Annotated in this window: 13 protein-coding genes; 4 read left to right on the forward strand and 9 right to left on the reverse strand. The window is 65.3% G+C overall.

The annotated features are described in order from the left end of the window. Positions 1 to 53 precede the first annotated feature (53 nt). The 8 genes from C7T96_RS00270 to ilvA form a co-directional block, all read right to left on the reverse strand. On the reverse strand, positions 54 to 3854 hold the full coding sequence (locus C7T96_RS00270; protein WP_106569184.1) for a vitamin B12-dependent ribonucleotide reductase: 3801 nt from the start codon (positions 3852 to 3854) through the stop codon (positions 54 to 56). A gap of 611 nt (positions 3855 to 4465) precedes the next feature. Then, a complete protein-coding gene (locus tag C7T96_RS00275; RefSeq protein WP_106569185.1) occupies positions 4466 to 6034 on the reverse strand; it encodes an inorganic phosphate transporter in 1569 nt (522 codons plus the stop codon). Between the two features lie 132 nt (positions 6035 to 6166). Beyond that, positions 6167 to 6643 (reverse strand): NUDIX hydrolase, encoded by a 477-nt coding sequence (locus C7T96_RS00280; protein WP_106569186.1) that lies wholly within the window; start codon positions 6641 to 6643, stop codon positions 6167 to 6169. A 228-nt stretch (positions 6644 to 6871) separates the two neighbouring features. After that, positions 6872 to 7369 carry a xanthine phosphoribosyltransferase gene (gpt, locus tag C7T96_RS00285; RefSeq protein WP_106569187.1) on the reverse strand — a complete coding sequence of 166 codons (498 nt, stop codon included), beginning with the start codon at positions 7367 to 7369 and terminating at the stop codon, positions 6872 to 6874. A gap of 98 nt (positions 7370 to 7467) precedes the next feature. Then, positions 7468 to 8664 carry an MFS transporter gene (locus tag C7T96_RS00290; RefSeq protein WP_106569188.1) on the reverse strand — a complete coding sequence of 399 codons (1197 nt, stop codon included), beginning with the start codon at positions 8662 to 8664 and terminating at the stop codon, positions 7468 to 7470. A 139-nt stretch (positions 8665 to 8803) separates the two neighbouring features. After that, the gene (locus tag C7T96_RS00295; RefSeq protein WP_106569189.1) at positions 8804 to 10174 is read right to left on the reverse strand and encodes a DEAD/DEAH box helicase; all 1371 of its coding nucleotides are present in this window, start codon (positions 10172 to 10174) and stop codon (positions 8804 to 8806) included. A 288-nt stretch (positions 10175 to 10462) separates the two neighbouring features. Further along, entirely contained in the window at positions 10463 to 11011 is a 549-nt protein-coding gene (locus C7T96_RS00300; RefSeq protein ID WP_106569190.1) for a DUF1697 domain-containing protein, read from the reverse strand. Then, a complete protein-coding gene (gene ilvA / locus C7T96_RS00305; protein WP_245414024.1) occupies positions 11008 to 12279 on the reverse strand; it encodes a threonine ammonia-lyase IlvA in 1272 nt (423 codons plus the stop codon). The genes C7T96_RS00300 and ilvA overlap by 4 nt, the downstream gene beginning before the upstream one ends. 130 nt (positions 12280 to 12409) lie before the next feature. Between ilvA and C7T96_RS00310 the strand changes: the two genes are divergently transcribed. The 3 genes from C7T96_RS00310 to C7T96_RS00320 all read left to right on the forward strand — a co-directional run bounded on the left by C7T96_RS00310 (position 12410) and on the right by C7T96_RS00320 (position 15552). Continuing rightward, complete coding sequence (locus C7T96_RS00310) at positions 12410 to 13867, forward strand: TrkH family potassium uptake protein (RefSeq protein WP_106569192.1); 1458 nt, start codon at positions 12410 to 12412, stop codon at positions 13865 to 13867. Positions 13868 to 14065: 198 nt separating this feature from the next. Continuing rightward, positions 14066 to 15193: an alpha/beta hydrolase gene (locus tag C7T96_RS00315; protein ID WP_106569915.1), complete on the forward strand. Its 1128-nt coding sequence runs from the start codon at positions 14066 to 14068 to the stop codon at positions 15191 to 15193. 11 nt (positions 15194 to 15204) lie between these two features. Continuing rightward, the gene (locus C7T96_RS00320) at positions 15205 to 15552 is read left to right on the forward strand and encodes a VOC family protein (RefSeq protein WP_245414025.1); all 348 of its coding nucleotides are present in this window, start codon (positions 15205 to 15207) and stop codon (positions 15550 to 15552) included. Here the strand turns inward: C7T96_RS00320 and ade are convergent, their stop codons facing one another. Beyond that, complete coding sequence (gene ade, locus C7T96_RS00325) at positions 15553 to 17370, reverse strand: adenine deaminase (protein WP_106569194.1); 1818 nt, start codon at positions 17368 to 17370, stop codon at positions 15553 to 15555. On the opposite strand from ade, the gene C7T96_RS24290 reads away from it, so the two are divergent. Continuing rightward, on the forward strand, positions 17339 to 17794 hold the full coding sequence (locus tag C7T96_RS24290) for a hypothetical protein (protein ID WP_245414026.1): 456 nt from the start codon (positions 17339 to 17341) through the stop codon (positions 17792 to 17794). The two genes, ade and C7T96_RS24290, sit on opposite strands and share 32 nt — an antisense overlap. The last annotated feature ends 46 nt before the right edge of the window (positions 17795 to 17840 follow it).

A 17840-nucleotide genomic window follows, 5' to 3' on the forward strand; every position in this document is an offset into this window, starting at 1 on the left:
TCTCGCGACCGGGCCGATTTGCTTTCTCTGTCACCGATTCCGGTCGTGGTGCGTCACGAACACCCGGACGTTGACCCGCAGGTGTCGCATTTTTCGCAGGTGCCGTTGCGGACCATGGTGAAATTCTGGCATTCCGAGCACATATTGCCGGTATAGCCCTGCATGATCGCCTTCTGGCGCCGTTCGGCGGTGAGCGCCTTGGCTTCGCCCGCCTGCTTGTGCGCGGCGTCGGAAAAAGCCACGCCGCCCGCGGCCTCTTCCTGCGCACTTTCTTCGATCGCGACCTCGTCGGCGAGTTCCTTGGCGCGCTCCTCATAGTCGCGCTTGAAGGCGGTCGCCTGGTTCTGCAGTTCCGATACGGCCGGCTTGAGTGCCGCCGCCATGGCGGCCGAGGCGATGGCACGCACATTGGTGCCCTGGGCGGTGGGCTGACGCATCGGCCTGTCGCCGCCGCCGGCCTGGCCCTTGGGTTCGCCCGAGCCCGACACCACCTGGAAGGCGGCGCCGCGGGTCAGCCCTTTGGACACCGGCAGCGACCGGCCCTCGGAAATACCCTTGCCGAGCGAGGTGTTGGAAAAGTCCGACGTGTCGACATGGGCAAGGTCGTGGCGGCCGATATAGGACACCGCCAGTTCCCGGAACACGTAGTCGAGGATCGAGGTGGCGTTCTTGATGGCGTCGTTGCCCTGGACCATGCCGGCCGGCTCGAACTTGGTGAAGGTGAAGGCCTCGACATACTCTTCGAGCGGCACGCCATATTGCAGGCCGAGCGAGATGGCGATGGCGAAATTGTTCATCATCGCCCGGAAGGCGGCGCCCTCCTTGTGCATGTCGATGAAGATCTCGCCGAGCCGGCCGTCGTCGAACTCGCCGGTCCTGAGATAGACCTTATGGCCGCCGATCACCGCCTTCTGGGTGTAGCCCTTGCGCCGGTTGGGCAGTTTTTCCCGCTCGCGCACCACTTTCTCGACAATGCGCTCGACGATTTTTTCGGTGACGGCGGCAGCGCGCGCGGCGGCCGGATGCGCCACCAGGGTCTCGATCGCGTCGTCCTCGTCGTCCTCTTCTTCGGCGATCAGCGAGGCATTGAGCGGCTGCGACAGTTTGGAGCCGTCGCGGTAGAGCGCGTTGGCCTTGAGTGCCAGCTTCCATGACAGCATGTAGGCGGCCTTGCAGTCGTCCACCGTCGCGTCGTTGGGCATGTTGATCGTCTTGGAGATCGCGCCCGAGATGAACGGCTGGGCGGCCGCCATCATGCGGATATGGCTTTCCACCGAAAGGTAGCGCTTGCCGACCTTGCCGCACGGATTGGCGCAGTCGAACACCGGCAGGTGCTCGTCCTTGAGATGCGGCGCGCCCTCCAGCGTCATCGCTCCGCAGACATGGATGTTGGCGGCTTCGATCTCCTTCTTGGAAAAGCCGAGCGCCGGCAGCATCTCGAAGGAGAAGTCGTCGAGCTGCGCGTCGGTGAGGCCGAGCCCCTCCTTGCAGAAGGTTTCGCCGAGCGTCCACTTGTTGAACACGAACTTGATGTCGAAGGCGCTCTTGAGCGCGGCATTGAGCGCGGCGATCTGCTCGTCGCCGAAGCCCTTGGCCTTGAGCGTGCCGGGATTGACGCCGGGCGCCTGGTTCAGATTGCCGTGGCCGACCGCATAGGCCTCGATCTCGGCGATCTGCGCCTCGGAATAGCCGAGCGTGCGCAGCGCCTCCGGCACGGCGCGGTTGATGATCTTGAAATAGCCGCCGCCGGCCAGCTTCTTGAACTTCACCAGGGCGAAATCGGGCTCGATGCCGGTGGTGTCGCAATCCATGACGAGACCGATCGTGCCGGTCGGCGCGATCACGGTTGCCTGGGCGTTGCGGTAGCCGTGCTTTTCGCCGAGCTCGAGCGCGCGGTCCCACGCAGCGCGGGCATGCTCCATCAGCGCCGGGTCGGGGCAGTCCTCGGCGACCAGCGGCACCGGGTTGACGGCGAGCTTTTCATAGCCGTCGGCCTCGCCATGCGCTGCGCGGCGATGGTTGCGCATCACGCGCAGCATGGTGTCGGCATTGCGTTCGTAGTCGGGAAAGGCGCCGAGCTCGGCCGCCATCTCGGCCGAGGTGGCATAGGCCACACCGGTCATGATCGCCGTCAGCGCGCCGCAGATGGCGCGGCCTTCCTTGGAATCGTAGGGAATGCCCGAGGTCATCAGCAACCCGCCAATATTGGCGTAGCCGAGGCCGAGCGTGCGGTACTGGTAGGAAAGCCGCGCAATCTCCTTCGACGGGAACTGCGCCATCATCACCGAGATCTCGAGCACCATGGTCCACAGCCGGACCGAATGCTCGTAGGCGGCGATGTCGAACACGCCGTCCTTGCCGCGATAGGCGAGTAGGTTGAGCGAGGCCAGATTGCAGGCCGTGTCGTCGAGGAACATATATTCCGAACACGGGTTCGACGCGCGGATCGGACCGGCCGCCGGCGAGGTGTGCCAGTCGTTCATGGTGGTGTTGAAATGCAGGCCCGGATCGGCCGAGGCCCAGGCGGCGTGGCCGATCTTTTCCCACAGCTCGCCGGCCTTGACGGTGCGAGCGACCTTGCCGTCGGTGCGGCGGATCAGGTCCCAGTCTCCGTCAGCCTCGACCGCACGCAGGAAGTCGTCCTTGAGCGAGACCGAATTGTTGGAATTCTGCCCCGATACCGTCAGGTAGGCTTCCGAATCCCAGTCCGTGTCGTAGGTCGCGAAATCGAGCGCGGCGTAGCCCTGGCGCGCGAACTGGATGACGCGGCGGATATAGTTTTCCGGCACGGCGCTTTTCTTGGCCGCGCGCACCTCGCGCTTGAGCGCGGGGTTCTTGGCCGGGTCGAAGCAGTCGCCATTGTCGGCTTCGCAGTTCACGCAGGCCTTCATGATGGCGTCGAGATGTTTCTTGACAATCTTGGAGCCGGTGACGAGGGAGGCGACCTTCTGCTCCTCTTTCACCTTCCAGTCGATATAGGCCTCGATGTCGGGATGGTCGACGTCGACCACCACCATCTTGGCCGCGCGTCGGGTTGTGCCGCCCGACTTGATCGCGCCAGCGGCGCGGTCGCCGATCTTCAGGAAGCTCATCAGGCCCGACGACTTGCCGCCGCCCGACAGGCTTTCGCCTTCCGAGCGCAGTTGCGAGAAGTTGGAGCCGGTGCCGGAGCCGTATTTGAACAGGCGCGCCTCGCGCACCCACAGATCCATGATGCCGCCCTCGTTGACGAGGTCGTCGCCGACCGACTGGATGAAGCAGGCATGCGGCTGGGGATGCTCGTAGGCGGATTTCGACCGGGTCAGCTTGCCGGTGAAGGGATCGACGTAATGATGGCCCTGGCCGGGGCCGTCGATGCCGTAGGCCCAGTAGAGGCCGGTGTTGAACCATTGCGGCGAGTTGGGCGCCACGCGCTGGGTGGCGAGCATGTAGCACAGCTCGTCCATGAAGGTCTGAGCGTCATCCTCGCTGTCGAAATAGCCGCCCTTCCAGCCCCAGTAGGTCCAGGTGCCGGCAAGACGGGTGAAGACCTGGCGCGCGTCGGTCTCGGAGCCGTAGCGCTCGTCTTCGGGCAGCTCGGCCAAGGCCGCCTCGTCGGCGACCGAGCGCCACAGGAAGGACGGCACGTCGTTTTCCTCGACCCGCTTCAGCCGGGCGGGCACGCCGGCCTTGCGGAAATATTTTTGGGCCAGGATGTCGGCCGCGACCTGGCTGAACTGCGTCGGCACGTCGATGTCGGCGAGCCTGAAGACGACCGAGCCGTCCGGGTTCTTGATCTCGCTCGTGGCCTTGCGAAATTCGATCTCCGCGTAGGCCGAGAGGCCCTGCTTTGTGAAACGACGCTCGATGCGCATCTTGGTCCCTCTAGTCCCTAAATATAGCGCCTTTGTCCACAAGCGTCACGCGCTCGTCCAAAAGGCACAGGTCCGCCTTTCCCGTACGCCCTGTCTTGCGCGCCCGGGTCTCCTTTTGCCGATCCTTGTCCAAGGCCGAGAAGGTGTTCGAAAAGCACCTTCGTGATGGCTCGCAAGGCCGGCGGGTTCCTCGTACTGCCGCTGATCGCGATTCCCCGTCCCAGGGGATTCACACGCTATCTAGTGCCGAGGTTGGGCGCAAACACTAAATATAGTGTTAACAAACAATTTTTGCCACCCCGGCCCGTCGCTTTCAGGTCCCCCTCGGCACGGTTTTTTTCACAGCGTCCACCAGCCCCAAGACCGGGCGGACAGCGGCTCAAACGCACAAAAATCTGGAAAAAGACCGGGCTCGGAACTCTCCGGCCGCGCTCTCAACAAGAGCACATGGCCAATAAAAAGCGACTCGTCCCGCAGCGTCAAGGGTTCGTTCTTGGAAGTTTTATGACCGCAACATCTTGTGTGTCGCAAATGTGGATAGTGGGGATGGCGGGCCTGTCCCGGTGGCGCTTCCAGGAACGCAGCAATTCCGGCCTTCAGGCCGGAAGGCGTCAGGACAGGAAGGCCAGCCCGTGGAAAATCAGCGCCGCGATCAGCGCGGTGGAGGGCACGGTGACCACCCAGGCGGTGACGATGGTGGAGAAATGGGCCCGGCGCACGAGCTTGCGCCTTTTGGCTTCCTCACGCGAAAACGTCTGTGGCCCGATGTCGGCCTCGTCCTCGTCGTCGTCGAAAACCAGAGGGCCGTCGTCGGTCGCCCGCAGTCGACGTTCTGCGCGCAGGCGTACGCCTTTGCGTTCCAGATAGGCGCGCCGGCGCGACGAGTTCTGCGTATACCATTCCCGGAAAAACCCGACCCCGAACACGGCGCCGACCGCGATGTGGGTGGAACTGACTGGCAGGCCGAACCAGGAGGCGACGATGACGGTGATCGCGGCCGAAAGCGCGACGCAGAATGCACGCATCGGATTGAGCTTGGTGATCTGCTCGCCGACCATGCGCACAAGCTTGGGGCCGAACAGAAGCAGGCCGAGCGAAATGCCGAACGCGCCGATCAGCATCACCCAAAACGGTATCGAAACCTTGGCCGTCAGCGCGCCGCCGCCGGCCGCCTGGACGATCGCGGCGAGCGGTCCGACGGCGTTGGCGACGTCGTTGGCGCCGTGCGCGAAGGACAGCAACGCCGCCGAGATGATCAATGGCAGCGCGAACAGCCGGCGCAGGGACTGGTTGCGGTTTTCCATGCCGCGCGACTGGCGCGCCACGCCGACATGGGCCAGGCCCCAGGCGAACAGGAAGGTTCCGACCCCGATCAGCGCGATATGGGTGACGGGCAGGTGGACGATCTTCTTCAGCCCCTTTGTGGCGAGGTAGGCGGAGAACGCGCCGGCCATGATGCCGATCAACACCGGCACCCAGAGGCGCGCGGCGGCGATCTTGTCGTCCTGGTAGATGATGCGCGATTTCACGAAGGCCAGAAACAGCGCCGCGATCACGCCGCCGAGCAGAGGCGAGATCACCCAGCTCGCCGCGATACCGCCCATCACCGGCCAGTTGACGGCGGCGAAGCCGGCCGAGGCGATGCCGGCGCCCATCACGCCGCCGACGACGGAATGGGTGGTCGACACCGGTGCGCCGATTGCGGTCGCCAGGTTGACCCAGACGGCCGAGGCGAGCAGGGCCGCCATCATGGCGCTGACGAAAACGCCCGGACCGGCGACTGCGCCGGTGTCGATAATGCCCTTGGAGATGGTGTCGACGACATCGCCGCCGGCGATCAGCGCCCCGGCGGTTTCGCAAAGCGCCGCCATGACCAGAGCGCCGCCCATCGTGAGCGCGCGCGCGCCGACGGCCGGGGCGACATTGTTGGCGACATCGTTGGCGCCGATATTGAGCGCCATATAGGCGCCGATCGCGGCGGCGGCGATGATGGCGATGGCGCCCGGTTCGCCGGCCACGAAGACGGCGACGGCGATGGCGACGAACGCCATGAAGAAGAGCGCGAGTCCGGGCGCGGCCAAGCCGCGGGCGAGAAAGCTGGTCGCTTCCTCGACCTGGGCAAGCTTTTCCAGATCCTTGTCGAGCGTCGCCTTGCGCGCCGTCTCGCTGGCCTCGGTCATCGCGATCCCGCTCCCATCTCGGCCCCTGCGGTAGAGGAGGCGGCGTGCGGGCTCAAGGCCGCATCACGGCAGTTGATGAAAGGCATGATGAATAGTCGTGGAAAACCGTCGCTGCCCTGATCGGCGCGCCGTTCAGGTCGGAATCGCGAAATCGCCGATCAGCTCCGCGAGATCCCGCTCGCGTACCCGCAGCGCGGCTTCGCCGACGGGAAACCACTTGCGCAGACGCTGGCCCTTTTCCGGCCAGTCCTTGTCGATCCGCTCGACCTTCAGGGGAAAGACGAGAACCTCGCAGCGGGCCTCAAGACCGGTTTTCAGGTTTTTGCCGTAGAGATAGTGCCCGATATCCTCCGAGCAGATCGCGCCGTGCAGGCCGGCTTCCTCGGTCGCCTCGCGGGCGGCCGATTCGTGCAGCAGCTCGCCTTTTTCCGGCCAGCCCTTCGGCAACACCCAACGGCCGGTATCGCGGCTGGTGATCAGCATCACCTCGAGCCCGCGCCCGGTCTGGCGCCAGGGCAGAGCGGCGACCTGAACGCGCGGCGGCACGCCGCCAAGCAGGCGCCGAACCCTGTCGACCGAATGTTGCCATGAGCGCTGACTGATCAGCATGGGTGGACCGAACCTCCGCGTAACGAATCGCCAGCTTAGCCGATGGCATGAAACATGCCAGTCGGCGATGAATATTCCATGTCGCCTGGCTGGTGGCTTGCATGTCGATAAGCCGACTATGCAAATCAAATACGGCTTTATCGTGAAAATTCAAGACCCTGACCAGTCGGTCGCGAGATCTTTTGCGCCGTTTGCTTGCCGCTGCCTACGTCGCGTGGCGCGCTGGTCTCAGTTGCGGTCGTCTTCGGAAATCGGACGCTGATAGGTGAAGCCCATGTCCCAGGGAAAATAGATCCAGGTGTCCTGGGACACTTCGGTGACGAAGCTGTCGACCAGCGGGCGGCCCTTCGGCTTGGCGTAAACGGTGGCGAAATGGGCCTTTGGCATCATCGCCCGCACCACGGCGGCGGTCTTGCCGGTATCGGTCAGGTCATCGACGATCAGCACATCGGCGCCGTCGTTTTCCAACAGCACCGGGCTCACCTCCTTCAGCACCTTCAGTTCACCCTGGGCAGCATAGTCGTGATAGGAGGCGATCGATACCGTCTCGATGACCCGAATGCCGAGTTCGCGGGCGATGATTGCCGCCGGTACCAGACCGCCGCGGGTGATGCACACGATCGCCTTCCACGTGCCGCCATTGCCGGTAAGCCGCCAGGCGAGGGCACGCGCATCGCGGTGGAACTGATCCCAGGAGACGGGAAAGGCTTTTTCTGGGAGCGACATCGCGACCGTCTCTTTTTCAGCATCTCGATGCGGCAGAGCCTTATGCGCAGTTGGAGCAAAAAGGCAAGCGTTGCTTGGCCGGCGTCCGTGGCGGCGCGTCAGTCGCGGCCGGGCCGGGCATCGCGCGAAAACAGATAGATGACGAAAGCCACGCCGAGTGTCACGGCATAAAAGGCAAACAGGGCAACATAGGCGGTGGCCGGTCTTTCCGGGCTCGCCGCCGCGCTGACGACACCGCCGCTGGCGAATTGCATCAGGCCGACGCCGCCGATTGCGAAAAAGTTCATCAGCGTCACGCCGCGCCCGGTCAGGTGGCCGGGAAAGAAGGCCCGCGCATGCGCCATCAGCATGCCGTAACTCGCACCGGCGATGCCGACCACCACCAGCGCCGCGGCTGCGGTGACGATCGAGGCGGCCGGAAACAGCATCAGGAAGACGAGTGCGGCAAGACAGATCGCGTTGCCGGCGACCACGACCCATTTGCGGGTGCGAAACACGGTGTCGAGCGGCCCGTAGACAAACGAGCCGGCCACCATGCCGAGTGCCATGAACAGCGTGACGTTGCCGATCATCAAGGCGTCGGCGCCGTGCATGTCGGTCAGGAACGGGCCGGCCCACAATCCGCGAATGCCGATCGGCGGTGCGTAATTGATGGCCATCAGCGGAATGATCGGCCACAACACTTTCAGCCGCATCAATTCGAAATAGCCCGAAAAGCCGCTCGAGGTGCCGGCAGAATCCCGATCCGGCGGCGGGTCGCGCACGACCAGATGCAGCGCGACGGCGACCGCGAGCGTGATGACGCCGAGCCCGACCATCACCGCACGCCAGCCGAACAGCTCGGCCGAGGCGGCGAGCGGCGCCGCGCCCAGCACGTTTCCGAGCGTGCCGATGCCGACGAACCACGATGTCAGCACGGCAAAGCGCATCGGCGAATAGGTCTTGGCGAAGATGAAAAGCGGCGCCATCAGCACCGGCGAGCAGCCGATGCCGATCAGCGTCATGGCTAGGACGATCATCCAGGGCGCGTTGGCCAGGGAAAACAGCACGGCGCCGCCGCCGGCGCCGACAGCCAGCAGAACCGAGGCCGTGCGGCGCGGTCCGAAGCGGTCGAGCGAGACGCCGACGATGAACTGCATCAGCGCGAAGGCGATGAACCACGCGCCGGAGGCGAGCGACAGTTCCGCCTTGCTGGCGCCGAGTTCTCCGGCCAGCGCCGGCGTCAGAACGGCGAGGAAGGAGCGGTAGAACTGCGACAGAATGTAAGCGAAGGCGAATGCGACGATGCCGGCCATCTTGTCCCGCGTGTGCTGGAGCTCACGGCGCGATCCGTCGCGCCATGGCCAGCCACGGCCGGCCCTGGCGCACAGCTTACAAAATCGGGACGGCCCCGCACAATTGCCGCGGGGCCGTCAAATATTGGACCAGTGTCGCTCAGGCCGCCTTGGCGAAGCGGGCGCGTTGCGGCCGGCGGCGGCGGCGCTGCGACCGGGGCTTGGCGGCGGCGCCGGCGTCCTGGGCGCCGGCGGGCCGGGGCTTTTTCTTGCCGTCGTGGCCGTGGGCCGGCTTGGCGGGTTTTGCCCGCGGGCGGTTCCTCTCGGCCTCGTCGACGCCCCGTGCCGAGCGGGGCTGCGGGGCGGGATCGGGTTCGCCGGTATGGTCGGCCATCACTTCGAGGCGGGTGCGCGTGATCCTTTCGACGGCGCGCAGCTTGGCGCGTTCATCGGGCGCGCACAACGTGATGGCCGTGCCGTCGGCTCCGTTGCGGCCGGTGCGGCCGATCCGGTGCACATAGGTCTCGGCCTCGTCCGGCAGATCGTAATTGACCACGTGGGTAATGCCGGGCACGTCGATGCCGCGCGCGGCGATGTCGGTGGCCACGAGCACGCGCACGTCACCGGCGCGGAAGCCGTTGAGCGCCTTCTGGCGCGCGTTCTGCGACTTGTTGCCGTGAATCACGGCGGCCGAAATGCCGTCCTGCTCGAGCTGGCGCGTCACCTTGTCGGCGCCGTGCTTGGTGCGGGAAAACACGATCACGGTTTTCATCGCCGGGTCGGCGAGCAGCCCCGCCAGCACGACGCGTTTTTGCTTGGTGCGGGCAAGCACCAGGTGCTGGCCGATTTCGGCCACGGTCGTCGATTGCGGGGCGACCGACACCGAAACCGGATCCTTGAGCAGCTCCATGGCGAGCTTTTCGATTTCGGCCGGCATGGTCGCTGAAAACAGCGCGACCTGGCGCTTGGGATGGGTCGCGCGCGCCAGGCGCCGCACATCGTTGATGAAGCCCATGTCGAGCATGCGGTCGGCCTCGTCCAGCACCAGCCAGCGGGTCTCGGAAAGCCGGACGTCGCCAGCGCGCACCAGGTCGGTCAGCCGGCCGGGCGTCGCGACGAGCACGTCGACGCCGTCGCGCAGCCTTTTGGTCTGGCTGTTGCGCGACACGCCGCCGAGCACCAGTGCGGTGGTGATATGGGCGCCGCGCGAAAATAGCCGGAAGGCTTCCTCGATCTGGACGGCAAGCTCGCGCGTCGGCGCCAGCACCAGCGCGTGCGCGGTCTTGGGCTGCCGGCGTGCGCCAAGCGCCATGATCGCCGACAGAACCGGCAGTGCGAAGGCGGCCGTCTTGCCCGAGCCGGTCTGGGCGATGCCGAGCACGTCGCGACCCTCAAGCATATGCGGGATGGCCTGGGTCTGGATCGGCTTGGGGTCTGAGAACCCGGCCTTGACCAGCGCTTTCAAAAGCGCGCCGGCGATGCCGAGATCGGCGAAGCCGCTTTGCGGGTTCGCGGTGTTGATATGCGTCAAAATTCTTCTCTTTCGGCAGTTTGGCACTGCGTCTCGCGCGGCAGGGCGCAACCTGCCGGTACAATGATGTCAAAAACGACGAGGCGGCGGGCCCGAGGGCGCGCGCGGCTGCGCTGTCGTTCCGCGCGAGAATGCCGCGCGGGTGATCGTTCACACCTGCCAATGAGGGGAGGGGGAACCAGACGCAGCAAAGGCCAGTTCAGGCGGGCCGGTCGATGCCGGCCCTTGCGTCTGGTCGCCATATGGGGGAGTTCGGTCGGGAAAGCAAACGAATTCTCGCCGGCCGGCTTACGCTTCCTTGGCCGCCGCGCGTGCCAGACCGGCCAGTCTGGCGACCGTGTTCCAGTTGCGCGCGGTGTTGGAAACTTTGATGCCCCTGTCGAATTTGTCCGCCAGTTTCGAACGCCCGAAGCCGTGCGGGGTATGCAGATAGGCGACCCGGTCGACGACAACGATGCCTTCGCCGTCGACGGCGTGAGCGCGCAAGGCCGTCACGTCGGCGTTGTCGGGCTTTGCGGCCAGGATGGCGGCGTGTAGGACTTTTCCCGTCTTGGCCGCCTCGGGGAAGGGGTTGTGCGCGATCAGCCGCTCCCATTCGGCCAGCGAGCGCAAATAGATGTCCTTTTCGAAGCCGAATTCGCGCGCGCAAAGTTTGGCGATCGCCGCGTGCGCATCTTCGCGCGGCCGGTCGCTCGCCACTATGGCATTGCCGCTGTTGATATAGGTCGCGACCCGGTGAAAGCCGGCCTGCGAGAGCTTTTCGCGCAATGGCTTGACCGGCAGTTGCGTCTTGCCGCCGACGCCGCGGAACAGGGCGATCCAGACTGTGTCGCTCATATGATGAAACCCGCCAGCACCTCGTTGTCGGTGATGTCCTGATAGGACCAGCCGGCCTGGTCGAAGCGTTTCTTCAGCGCAGCGAAGTTCCTTTTCTGCCTGGTCTCGATGCCGATCAGTACCGAGCCGAAATTGCGCGCCGATTTTTTCAGATATTCGAACCGCACGATGTCGTCTTCGGGGCCAAGCAGGTCGAGGAAATCGCGCAGCGCGCCCGGACGCTGGGGGAAGCGGAAGACAAAATATTTCTTCAGTCCCTCGAATCGCAGCGCGCGCTCCTTGACGTCGGGCAGGCGCTCGAAGTCGAAATTGCCGCCCGAGACGATCGCGACCACGGTCTTGCCCTTCAGATCCTGGCGCGAAAAATCCTTCAGCGCATCGATGGCGAGCGCGCCGGCCGGCTCCAGCACGACGCCCTCGACGTTGAGCATTTCGACCATGGTGGCACAGAGCCGGTTTTCAGGAACGAGATGCACGTCCGCGGCGGCGAAACCCTTTAAGTGGCGCAGCGGCTCGCGCCCGATCTCGGCGACGGCCGCGCCGTCGACGAAATTGTCGACCTGGGCAAGTTTTGTGCGGCGTCCGGCTTCGAGGCTTCGCCGCAGGCTGGGAGCGCCGTCCGGCTCGGCGAAGACGAAACGCGTCGCCCAGCCTCTTGCGGCGCCGTATCGCGTCACGCCGGCGGCAAGCCCGCCGCCGCCGACCGGCAGGATCATCATGTCGGGCGCTCCGGCCGGCATCTGGTGCGCGATTTCATGCGCAACGCTCGCCTGCCCCTCGATGATGTCGACATGATCGAAGGGCGGCACCATCAGCGCTCCGGTCTCGTCGGCGTGGGCCAGTGCCGCGGCTAGGCAATCGTCGAAAAAGTCGCCGGTCAGGCGAATGTCGACGAAATCGCCGCCAAACGTCGCCGTCTTGTCGATTTTCTGGCGCGGCGTGGTGACCGGCATGAAAATCACGCCGGTCTTGCGCATCTGGCGGCAGACATGGGCGAAGCCCTGGGCGTGATTGCCGGCCGACGCGCACACGAAGGACTGCGGCGCGTCGGGGCGGGCCAGCGCCTTGCGGAAGAAATTGTAGGCGCCGCGGATCTTGTAGGACCGCACCGGGGTCAGGTCTTCGCGCTTCAGGAAGACGCGCGCGCCCGTCTTACGCGACAGGTGCTCGTTTTCCTGCAGCGGCGTTTCGGCAAACAGCGTGCGCAGGGCCTCCGCGGCCTTGTCCACGCGGGTCGCGAAACCGGCGAGCCCAGACTTGTCGACCACGATCCCTTCCACCTCCCGGTTGCACCTTCGCGCCCTATTGCATAAAAGGCCGCGTCCCGCCACTGTCGGCGCGCCAAGATGGCGGGGCCGAGAGGAGTCCGGCAGCCGCTCAGATCGGGGTTTGCTTTTCGTGCAGAGCTTCGCCTTCCGCGCCGCGATCCACATAGCCGCGATTTTTGGGATCTACCTGTCGCTGGCGATGCTGATCCCCGCTTTCGTCGACCTCTATCAGGGCAATCCGGACTGGCGGGTGTTCGCGCTGTCGGCGTTCTTCACCGGCGGGCTCTCGCTTGCCGTCGCGCTCGCCACCCAAGGCCGGCCGCCGCCGGTCTCCTCGCGTTTCGGCTTTCTGATGGTCAATCTTCTGTGGGCGACGACGGCGATGGTCGGCGCGGTGCCGTTCCTGGCCTCGTCGCTGGAGATGTCGCTTGCTGACGCCGTATTCGAATCGGTCTCGGCGACGACCACCACCGGCAGCACTGTGCTGAGCGGTCTCGACTTCCTGCCGCCGGGCCTGCTGTTGTGGCGCTCGATCTTGCAATGGATGGGCGGGCTCGGCGTGATCGCGCTCGGCCTGTTCATCCTGCCGTTCCTCAATGTCGGCGGCGTGTCCTATTTCAAGATCGAATCGACCGATATCGAGGACCGCCCGTTCGAGCGGCTGTCGACCTTCACCATCAGTCTGATCAGCATCTATTCGGCGCTGACGCTGGCCTGCGGCATCGCCTATGCGGCCGCCGGCATGAGCGGCTTCGACGCGCTCAACCACGCGCTGACGACCATCTCCACGGCAGGCTTCTCCACCCATGACGCCTCGTTCGGCTATTTCGCCCACAACTCGGCGATCCTGTGGATCGCGATCGTGTTCATGTTCATCGGCGCTCTGCCGTTCTCGATCCTGATCCTGTTCATGGTACGCGGACGGCTCGACGCGTTGCGCGACCCGCAGATCCGCGTGTTCGCCGGCTACGTGGTGTTTTTCGCGGTGGCGACCGCCATCTATACGCGCATCACCACCGGGGCACCGTTTTTCGAGACCCTGACGCACACCACCTTCAACTTCATGTCGCTGATCACCACCACCGGCTACTCGACGCACGATTACACGTCGTGGGGGCCGTTCGTGGTCGCCTGCGCCTTCGTTGCCACCTTTCTCGGCGGCTGTTCCGGCTCGACCTGTGGCGGCATCAAGGCCTATCGCTTCATCATCCTGTTCGAACTGATGGCCAACGGCCTGCGCCGTTTCGTCTATCCGAGTTCGGTCCAGACGGTGCGCTACGGCGACCGGCCGGTCGACGACGACATGCAGCGCGCGGTGGTGTTGTTCATTTCTTCGTTTTTCGTGCTGTGGGCGATCGCCACCGTGCTGTTGTCGGCCACCGGCCTCGACCTGATCACCGCCATGACCGGGGCGCTGACCGCGCTCACCAATGTCGGTCCAGGCCTCGGCGACTATATCGGACCGTCGGGCAATTTCGCACCGCTGCCGGATGTGGCGAAATGGATATTGTCGCTCGCCATGATGCTCGGGCGTCTGGAAATCCTGGCCGTTCTGGTGATCTTCACGCCGGTGTTTTGGGCTCGCTGAGCGGCCGGCTACCATCTTTAGGCGCCTGCGTTCCGGACAAAACCGTGACAGCGCGCAAGACAATGTGTTCGCCGGCGCCGCATTCTTGCCGTCATGACGGGTAGACGCCGTCGGGTCAATCTGCTTATCGAAGGGCACAGGCATGGAGGTCTGATCCTGTCGCGCGCGACGAAATTCCTGAAATTTCTGGCTTTGGGCATGCTGGTCGCCTCGCTCGCGGGCTGCGCCAACAAGGGCGCGCATCTGCTGGTGGGGAGCGAAACCGTGTCGGCGACCACGGCCGAGATCGCCGGCGAACACCGCCTGTTCGTGGCCACCACCCGCCGGCGCTCGGCCGAGCCGCGCGAGGTCTTTGACGGCGAGCGCTCGCTGGCGCTGAACTTTGCCGTGACCGACGTGACGGTGCCGGCGATCCACAAGACCGGCGCGCTGGAGCGGCCGAAGAACAGCACCCGCGACCCGGCCAAATATTTCACCGCAACCGCGGTCGGCGGCTACGAGGACGAGGCGGCCTTCCAGGCCGGGCTCGCCAAGGCGATCGCCGCGCGTGGGGGCAGGGCGCTGGTCTTCATCCACGGTTACAACACCCGTTTCGACGAGGCCGTCTACCGGCTGACGCAGATCGTGCACGATGCCGGCTATGACGGCGCGCCGGTGCTTTTCACCTGGGCCTCGCGCGGGCGCACCGTCGATTATGTCTACGATCGCGATTCGGCCACCACCGCGCGCGACGGGCTGGAGCGCACGCTGCGGCTGGTGCGTCGCGCGGGTGCGCAACGCATCGACATCATCGCCCATTCGATGGGCAACTGGCTGACGCTGGAGGCCTTGCGCCAACTCGCCATTTCCGGGGATCGCGATATCGGCGGCAAGCTCGGCGACGTCGTTCTGGCCTCGCCGGATGTCGATGTCGACGTGTTCAAGAGCCAGATGAAGCGTTACGGCAAACCGGACAAGCCGTTTTTCGTGATGCTGTCGCAAAACGACCGAGCGCTGAACCTGTCCGGCCTGATCGCCGGCAATCGGCCCAGGCTCGGCGAATATTCCGATGCCGACGACATCGCCAGTTACGGCATCGTCGTCGTCAATGTCACCGACGTCGAGGCGGGCGACCGGCTCAACCACACCAAGTTCGCTGACAACCCTGTGCTGGTGAAGCTGATCGGTGACCGACTGAAGGCCGGCGACACGTTCGTGCAGCGCCGCACCGACCTTGCCGGCAATATTGAGAACCTTGCCAAGGGGCTCGGCCAAACCGCGGTTTCGGCGGCCAGCATCGTCATCACCACGCCGGCCGAGGTTCTTTCGACGGTCGGGGTGGAGTGATGCCGCAGGCTATGCGCGGTGCAGCCCACGTGCTTGCCGTGCCGGATGCCCGGGTCACCGCCCGCTGGTGGGTCGAGGTGATGGGGTTCGAGATCGTTGGCGAACCCGACGGTTGGGTGTTCGTGCGCTCGGGAAAGGTCACGATCATGCTTGGAAGCTGCCCGGACGCTATCCATCTGGGCGATCATCAATATTTCGGCTATCTCGAGGTGACCGACGTCGATGCCTGGTTCGAGGCGGTGTCGGGCTGCGGCGCCGACATTTTGTTTCCGCCCGCCGACCGGCCCTGGGGCATGCGCGAATTCGCCGTGCGCAGCCCCGACGGCCACCGTTTCATGATCGCCGCCGCTTTCGGCTGATCAAACGAACAGATCCACCTTCTGGAACCTGGTCACGTCGATGATGCCGAGATCGGAAATTCTCAGTTCCGGAATGACGACCAGCGCCAGCAGCGAGTGCTGCATATAGGCGTTGTTGAGCGAGCAGCCCATGTCGCGCATCGCCGCCGACAGTTTTTCGGCCTTGGCGGCGACGATCTCGGCGCGCTCGTCCGACATCAGCCCGGCGATCGGCATTTCCACCAGGGCCAGCTCCTTGCCCTTCGAGACCATCACCACCCCGCCGCCGACTTGGCCGAGCCGGTTGGCCGCGCGCGCCATGTCGTCCTTGTTGGTGCCGACGACGATCATGTGATGCGAATCATGCGCGACGGTGGAGGCCATCGCGCAGTCCTCGGTATAGCCGAAGCCAGACACGAAGCCGTTGACGACGGCGCCGCTGCCCTTGTGCCGTTCGACCAGCGCGATCTGGCAGACATCGTTGCGCCGGTCCATGGCCACGATGCCGTCCTCGACTGGAAGATCGGCTTCCAGCGCCCTGGTCGGCGCCTGGTTCTCGATCACGCCGATCACGCGGGCGCGCACTTCGGCGCTGTTGTCGGGGGCGGGGATGTCGAAATCGGCCGCAGCGAGCGTCTTGCCGAGCCGGACCGTGTCGCGCGCGTTTGCCGGATAGGGGTAGGGCGGGATCTCGACTTCGAGCCGGCCGGCCTTGGCCAGCCTGACGCCGCGCGCGAACACCTCGTCGATCTCGAGCGTGGCGAGATCGGAGACGATCAGCAGGTCGGCGAGCCGGCCGGGCGCGATCGAACCGAGCTCGCGTTCGAGCCGAAAATGCTGGGCGGTGTTGATGGTCGCCATCTGGATCGCGGTCACCGGCTTCAGGCCCTGGGCGATCGCATGGCGTACGACGCGGTCCATGTGGCCCTCGTTGACCAGCGTGCCGGAATGGCTGTCGTCGGTGCACAGGATGAAATTGCGTGGGTCGAGCCCCTTTTCCGTCACCGCCTTGATCTGTTCGGCGACGTCGTACCAGGCCGAACCCAGCCTCAGCATTGCCTTCATGCCCTGGCGCACGCGGGCGATGGCGTCCTCGGCGCGCGTGCCTTCGTGGTCGTCTTCCGGCCCGCCGGCGACATAGCCGTGAAATGCGCGTCCGAGGTCGGGCGAGGCGTAGTGGCCGCCGACCGTGCGCCCTGCGGCCACCGTGGCGGCGATCTCGCCGGTCATGGTGGGGTCGTTGGCCGCGACGCCGGGAAAATTCATCACCTCGCCGAGCCCGATGATGTTTTCCCATCCCATCGCTTCGGCGATCTCGGTGGGACCGAGTTGCGCGCCGGCGTTTTCCAGGCCCGGTGCCGAGGGCACGCAGGAGGGCATCTGCACAAAGACGTTGATCGCCTGGGCCGCCGCCTCGTCGTGCATCAGCCTGACCCCGTCGAGCCCCAGCACGTTGGCGATCTCGTGCGGGTCGACGAACATCGATGTGGTGCCGTGCGGAATGACGGCGCGGCAGAATTCGGTCACCGTCACCATGCCGCTTTCGACATGCATATGCGCGTCGCACAGGCCCGGTACCAGATAGCGTCCGGCCGCGTCGACGACCTTGGTGCCTTCGCCGATGGCGTGGCTGGCGTCGGGACCGCAATAAGCGAAGCGGCCGGCCACGATCGCCAGGTCGGTGGCCGGGATTACCTCGCCGGAATGCACGTTGACCCAGCGCCCGTTGCGGATCACCAGATCGGCAGCGCGCCGGCCCATGGCGACGTCGACCAGGAGTGGCGCGACCTCGGTCCAGGGATGCGGCTTGCGGTTTGCGGGCAAGATCGGTGCGGCCATGATCGGGTCTCCTTATCGGCGCACTGTGCCAAGAGCGGCGCGCGAGCGCCAGTCGCAAGCGGGCGAAAACGCGAAAAGAAAGGGCAGGCCGCGTCGTCGGAACGCCTCGGTCGCATGGGGGCTGACCGGCAGCGTGGAACCGGCGCCCGGCCGCTCGCGTTCTTCCGTCAAAGGAAAGGATGTTTCGATGCGCACGCGCACTTACATGGCGGGCATGATCGGCCTGATGGTCAATGCGGTATTGTTCGGGGCCGGCGCGGTCACGGTGCTGTCGGTGCCGGCGTTGCGGGCCTGGGCGCCTTATCTGATCCCGGCCGTAGTTGTCGTCAGTCTCGCGCTGACGCCGATCATCGCCTGGCGGATGGCGCCGATGTTGCGTTTGCGACACGCCGGGCGGGCGAAAGAAACTGCAGATACGCGCTGAGGCCGCGGCCTTGAGGAAAAAACGGCCGGTTCCGTTGGGACCGGCC

Origin of the sequence: Nitratireductor sp. StC3, assembly GCF_003015025.1 — a bacterium.
GTDB lineage: Bacteria > Pseudomonadota > Alphaproteobacteria > Rhizobiales > Rhizobiaceae > Mangrovimarina > Mangrovimarina alexandrii.

What these genes read in the sequence shown, in the direction of transcription:
- C7T96_RS00270 (WP_106569184.1), bottom strand. Translation starts at nt 3,854, where the DNA reads ATGCGCATCGAGCGTCGTTTCACAAAGCAGGGCCTCTCGGCCTACGCG.
- C7T96_RS00275 (WP_106569185.1), bottom strand. Translation starts at nt 6,034, where the DNA reads ATGACCGAGGCCAGCGAGACGGCGCGCAAGGCGACGCTCGACAAGGAT.
- C7T96_RS00280 (WP_106569186.1), bottom strand. Translation starts at nt 6,643, where the DNA reads ATGCTGATCAGTCAGCGCTCATGGCAACATTCGGTCGACAGGGTTCGG.
- gpt (WP_106569187.1), bottom strand. Translation starts at nt 7,369, where the DNA reads ATGTCGCTCCCAGAAAAAGCCTTTCCCGTCTCCTGGGATCAGTTCCAC.
- C7T96_RS00290 (WP_106569188.1), bottom strand. Translation starts at nt 8,664, where the DNA reads ATGGCCGGCATCGTCGCATTCGCCTTCGCTTACATTCTGTCGCAGTTC.
- C7T96_RS00300 (WP_106569190.1), bottom strand. Translation starts at nt 11,011, where the DNA reads ATGAGCGACACAGTCTGGATCGCCCTGTTCCGCGGCGTCGGCGGCAAG.
- C7T96_RS00315 (WP_106569915.1), top strand. Translation starts at nt 14,066, where the DNA reads ATGCTGGTCGCCTCGCTCGCGGGCTGCGCCAACAAGGGCGCGCATCTG.
- C7T96_RS00320 (WP_245414025.1), top strand. Translation starts at nt 15,205, where the DNA reads ATGCGCGGTGCAGCCCACGTGCTTGCCGTGCCGGATGCCCGGGTCACC.
- ade (WP_106569194.1), bottom strand. Translation starts at nt 17,370, where the DNA reads ATGGCCGCACCGATCTTGCCCGCAAACCGCAAGCCGCATCCCTGGACC.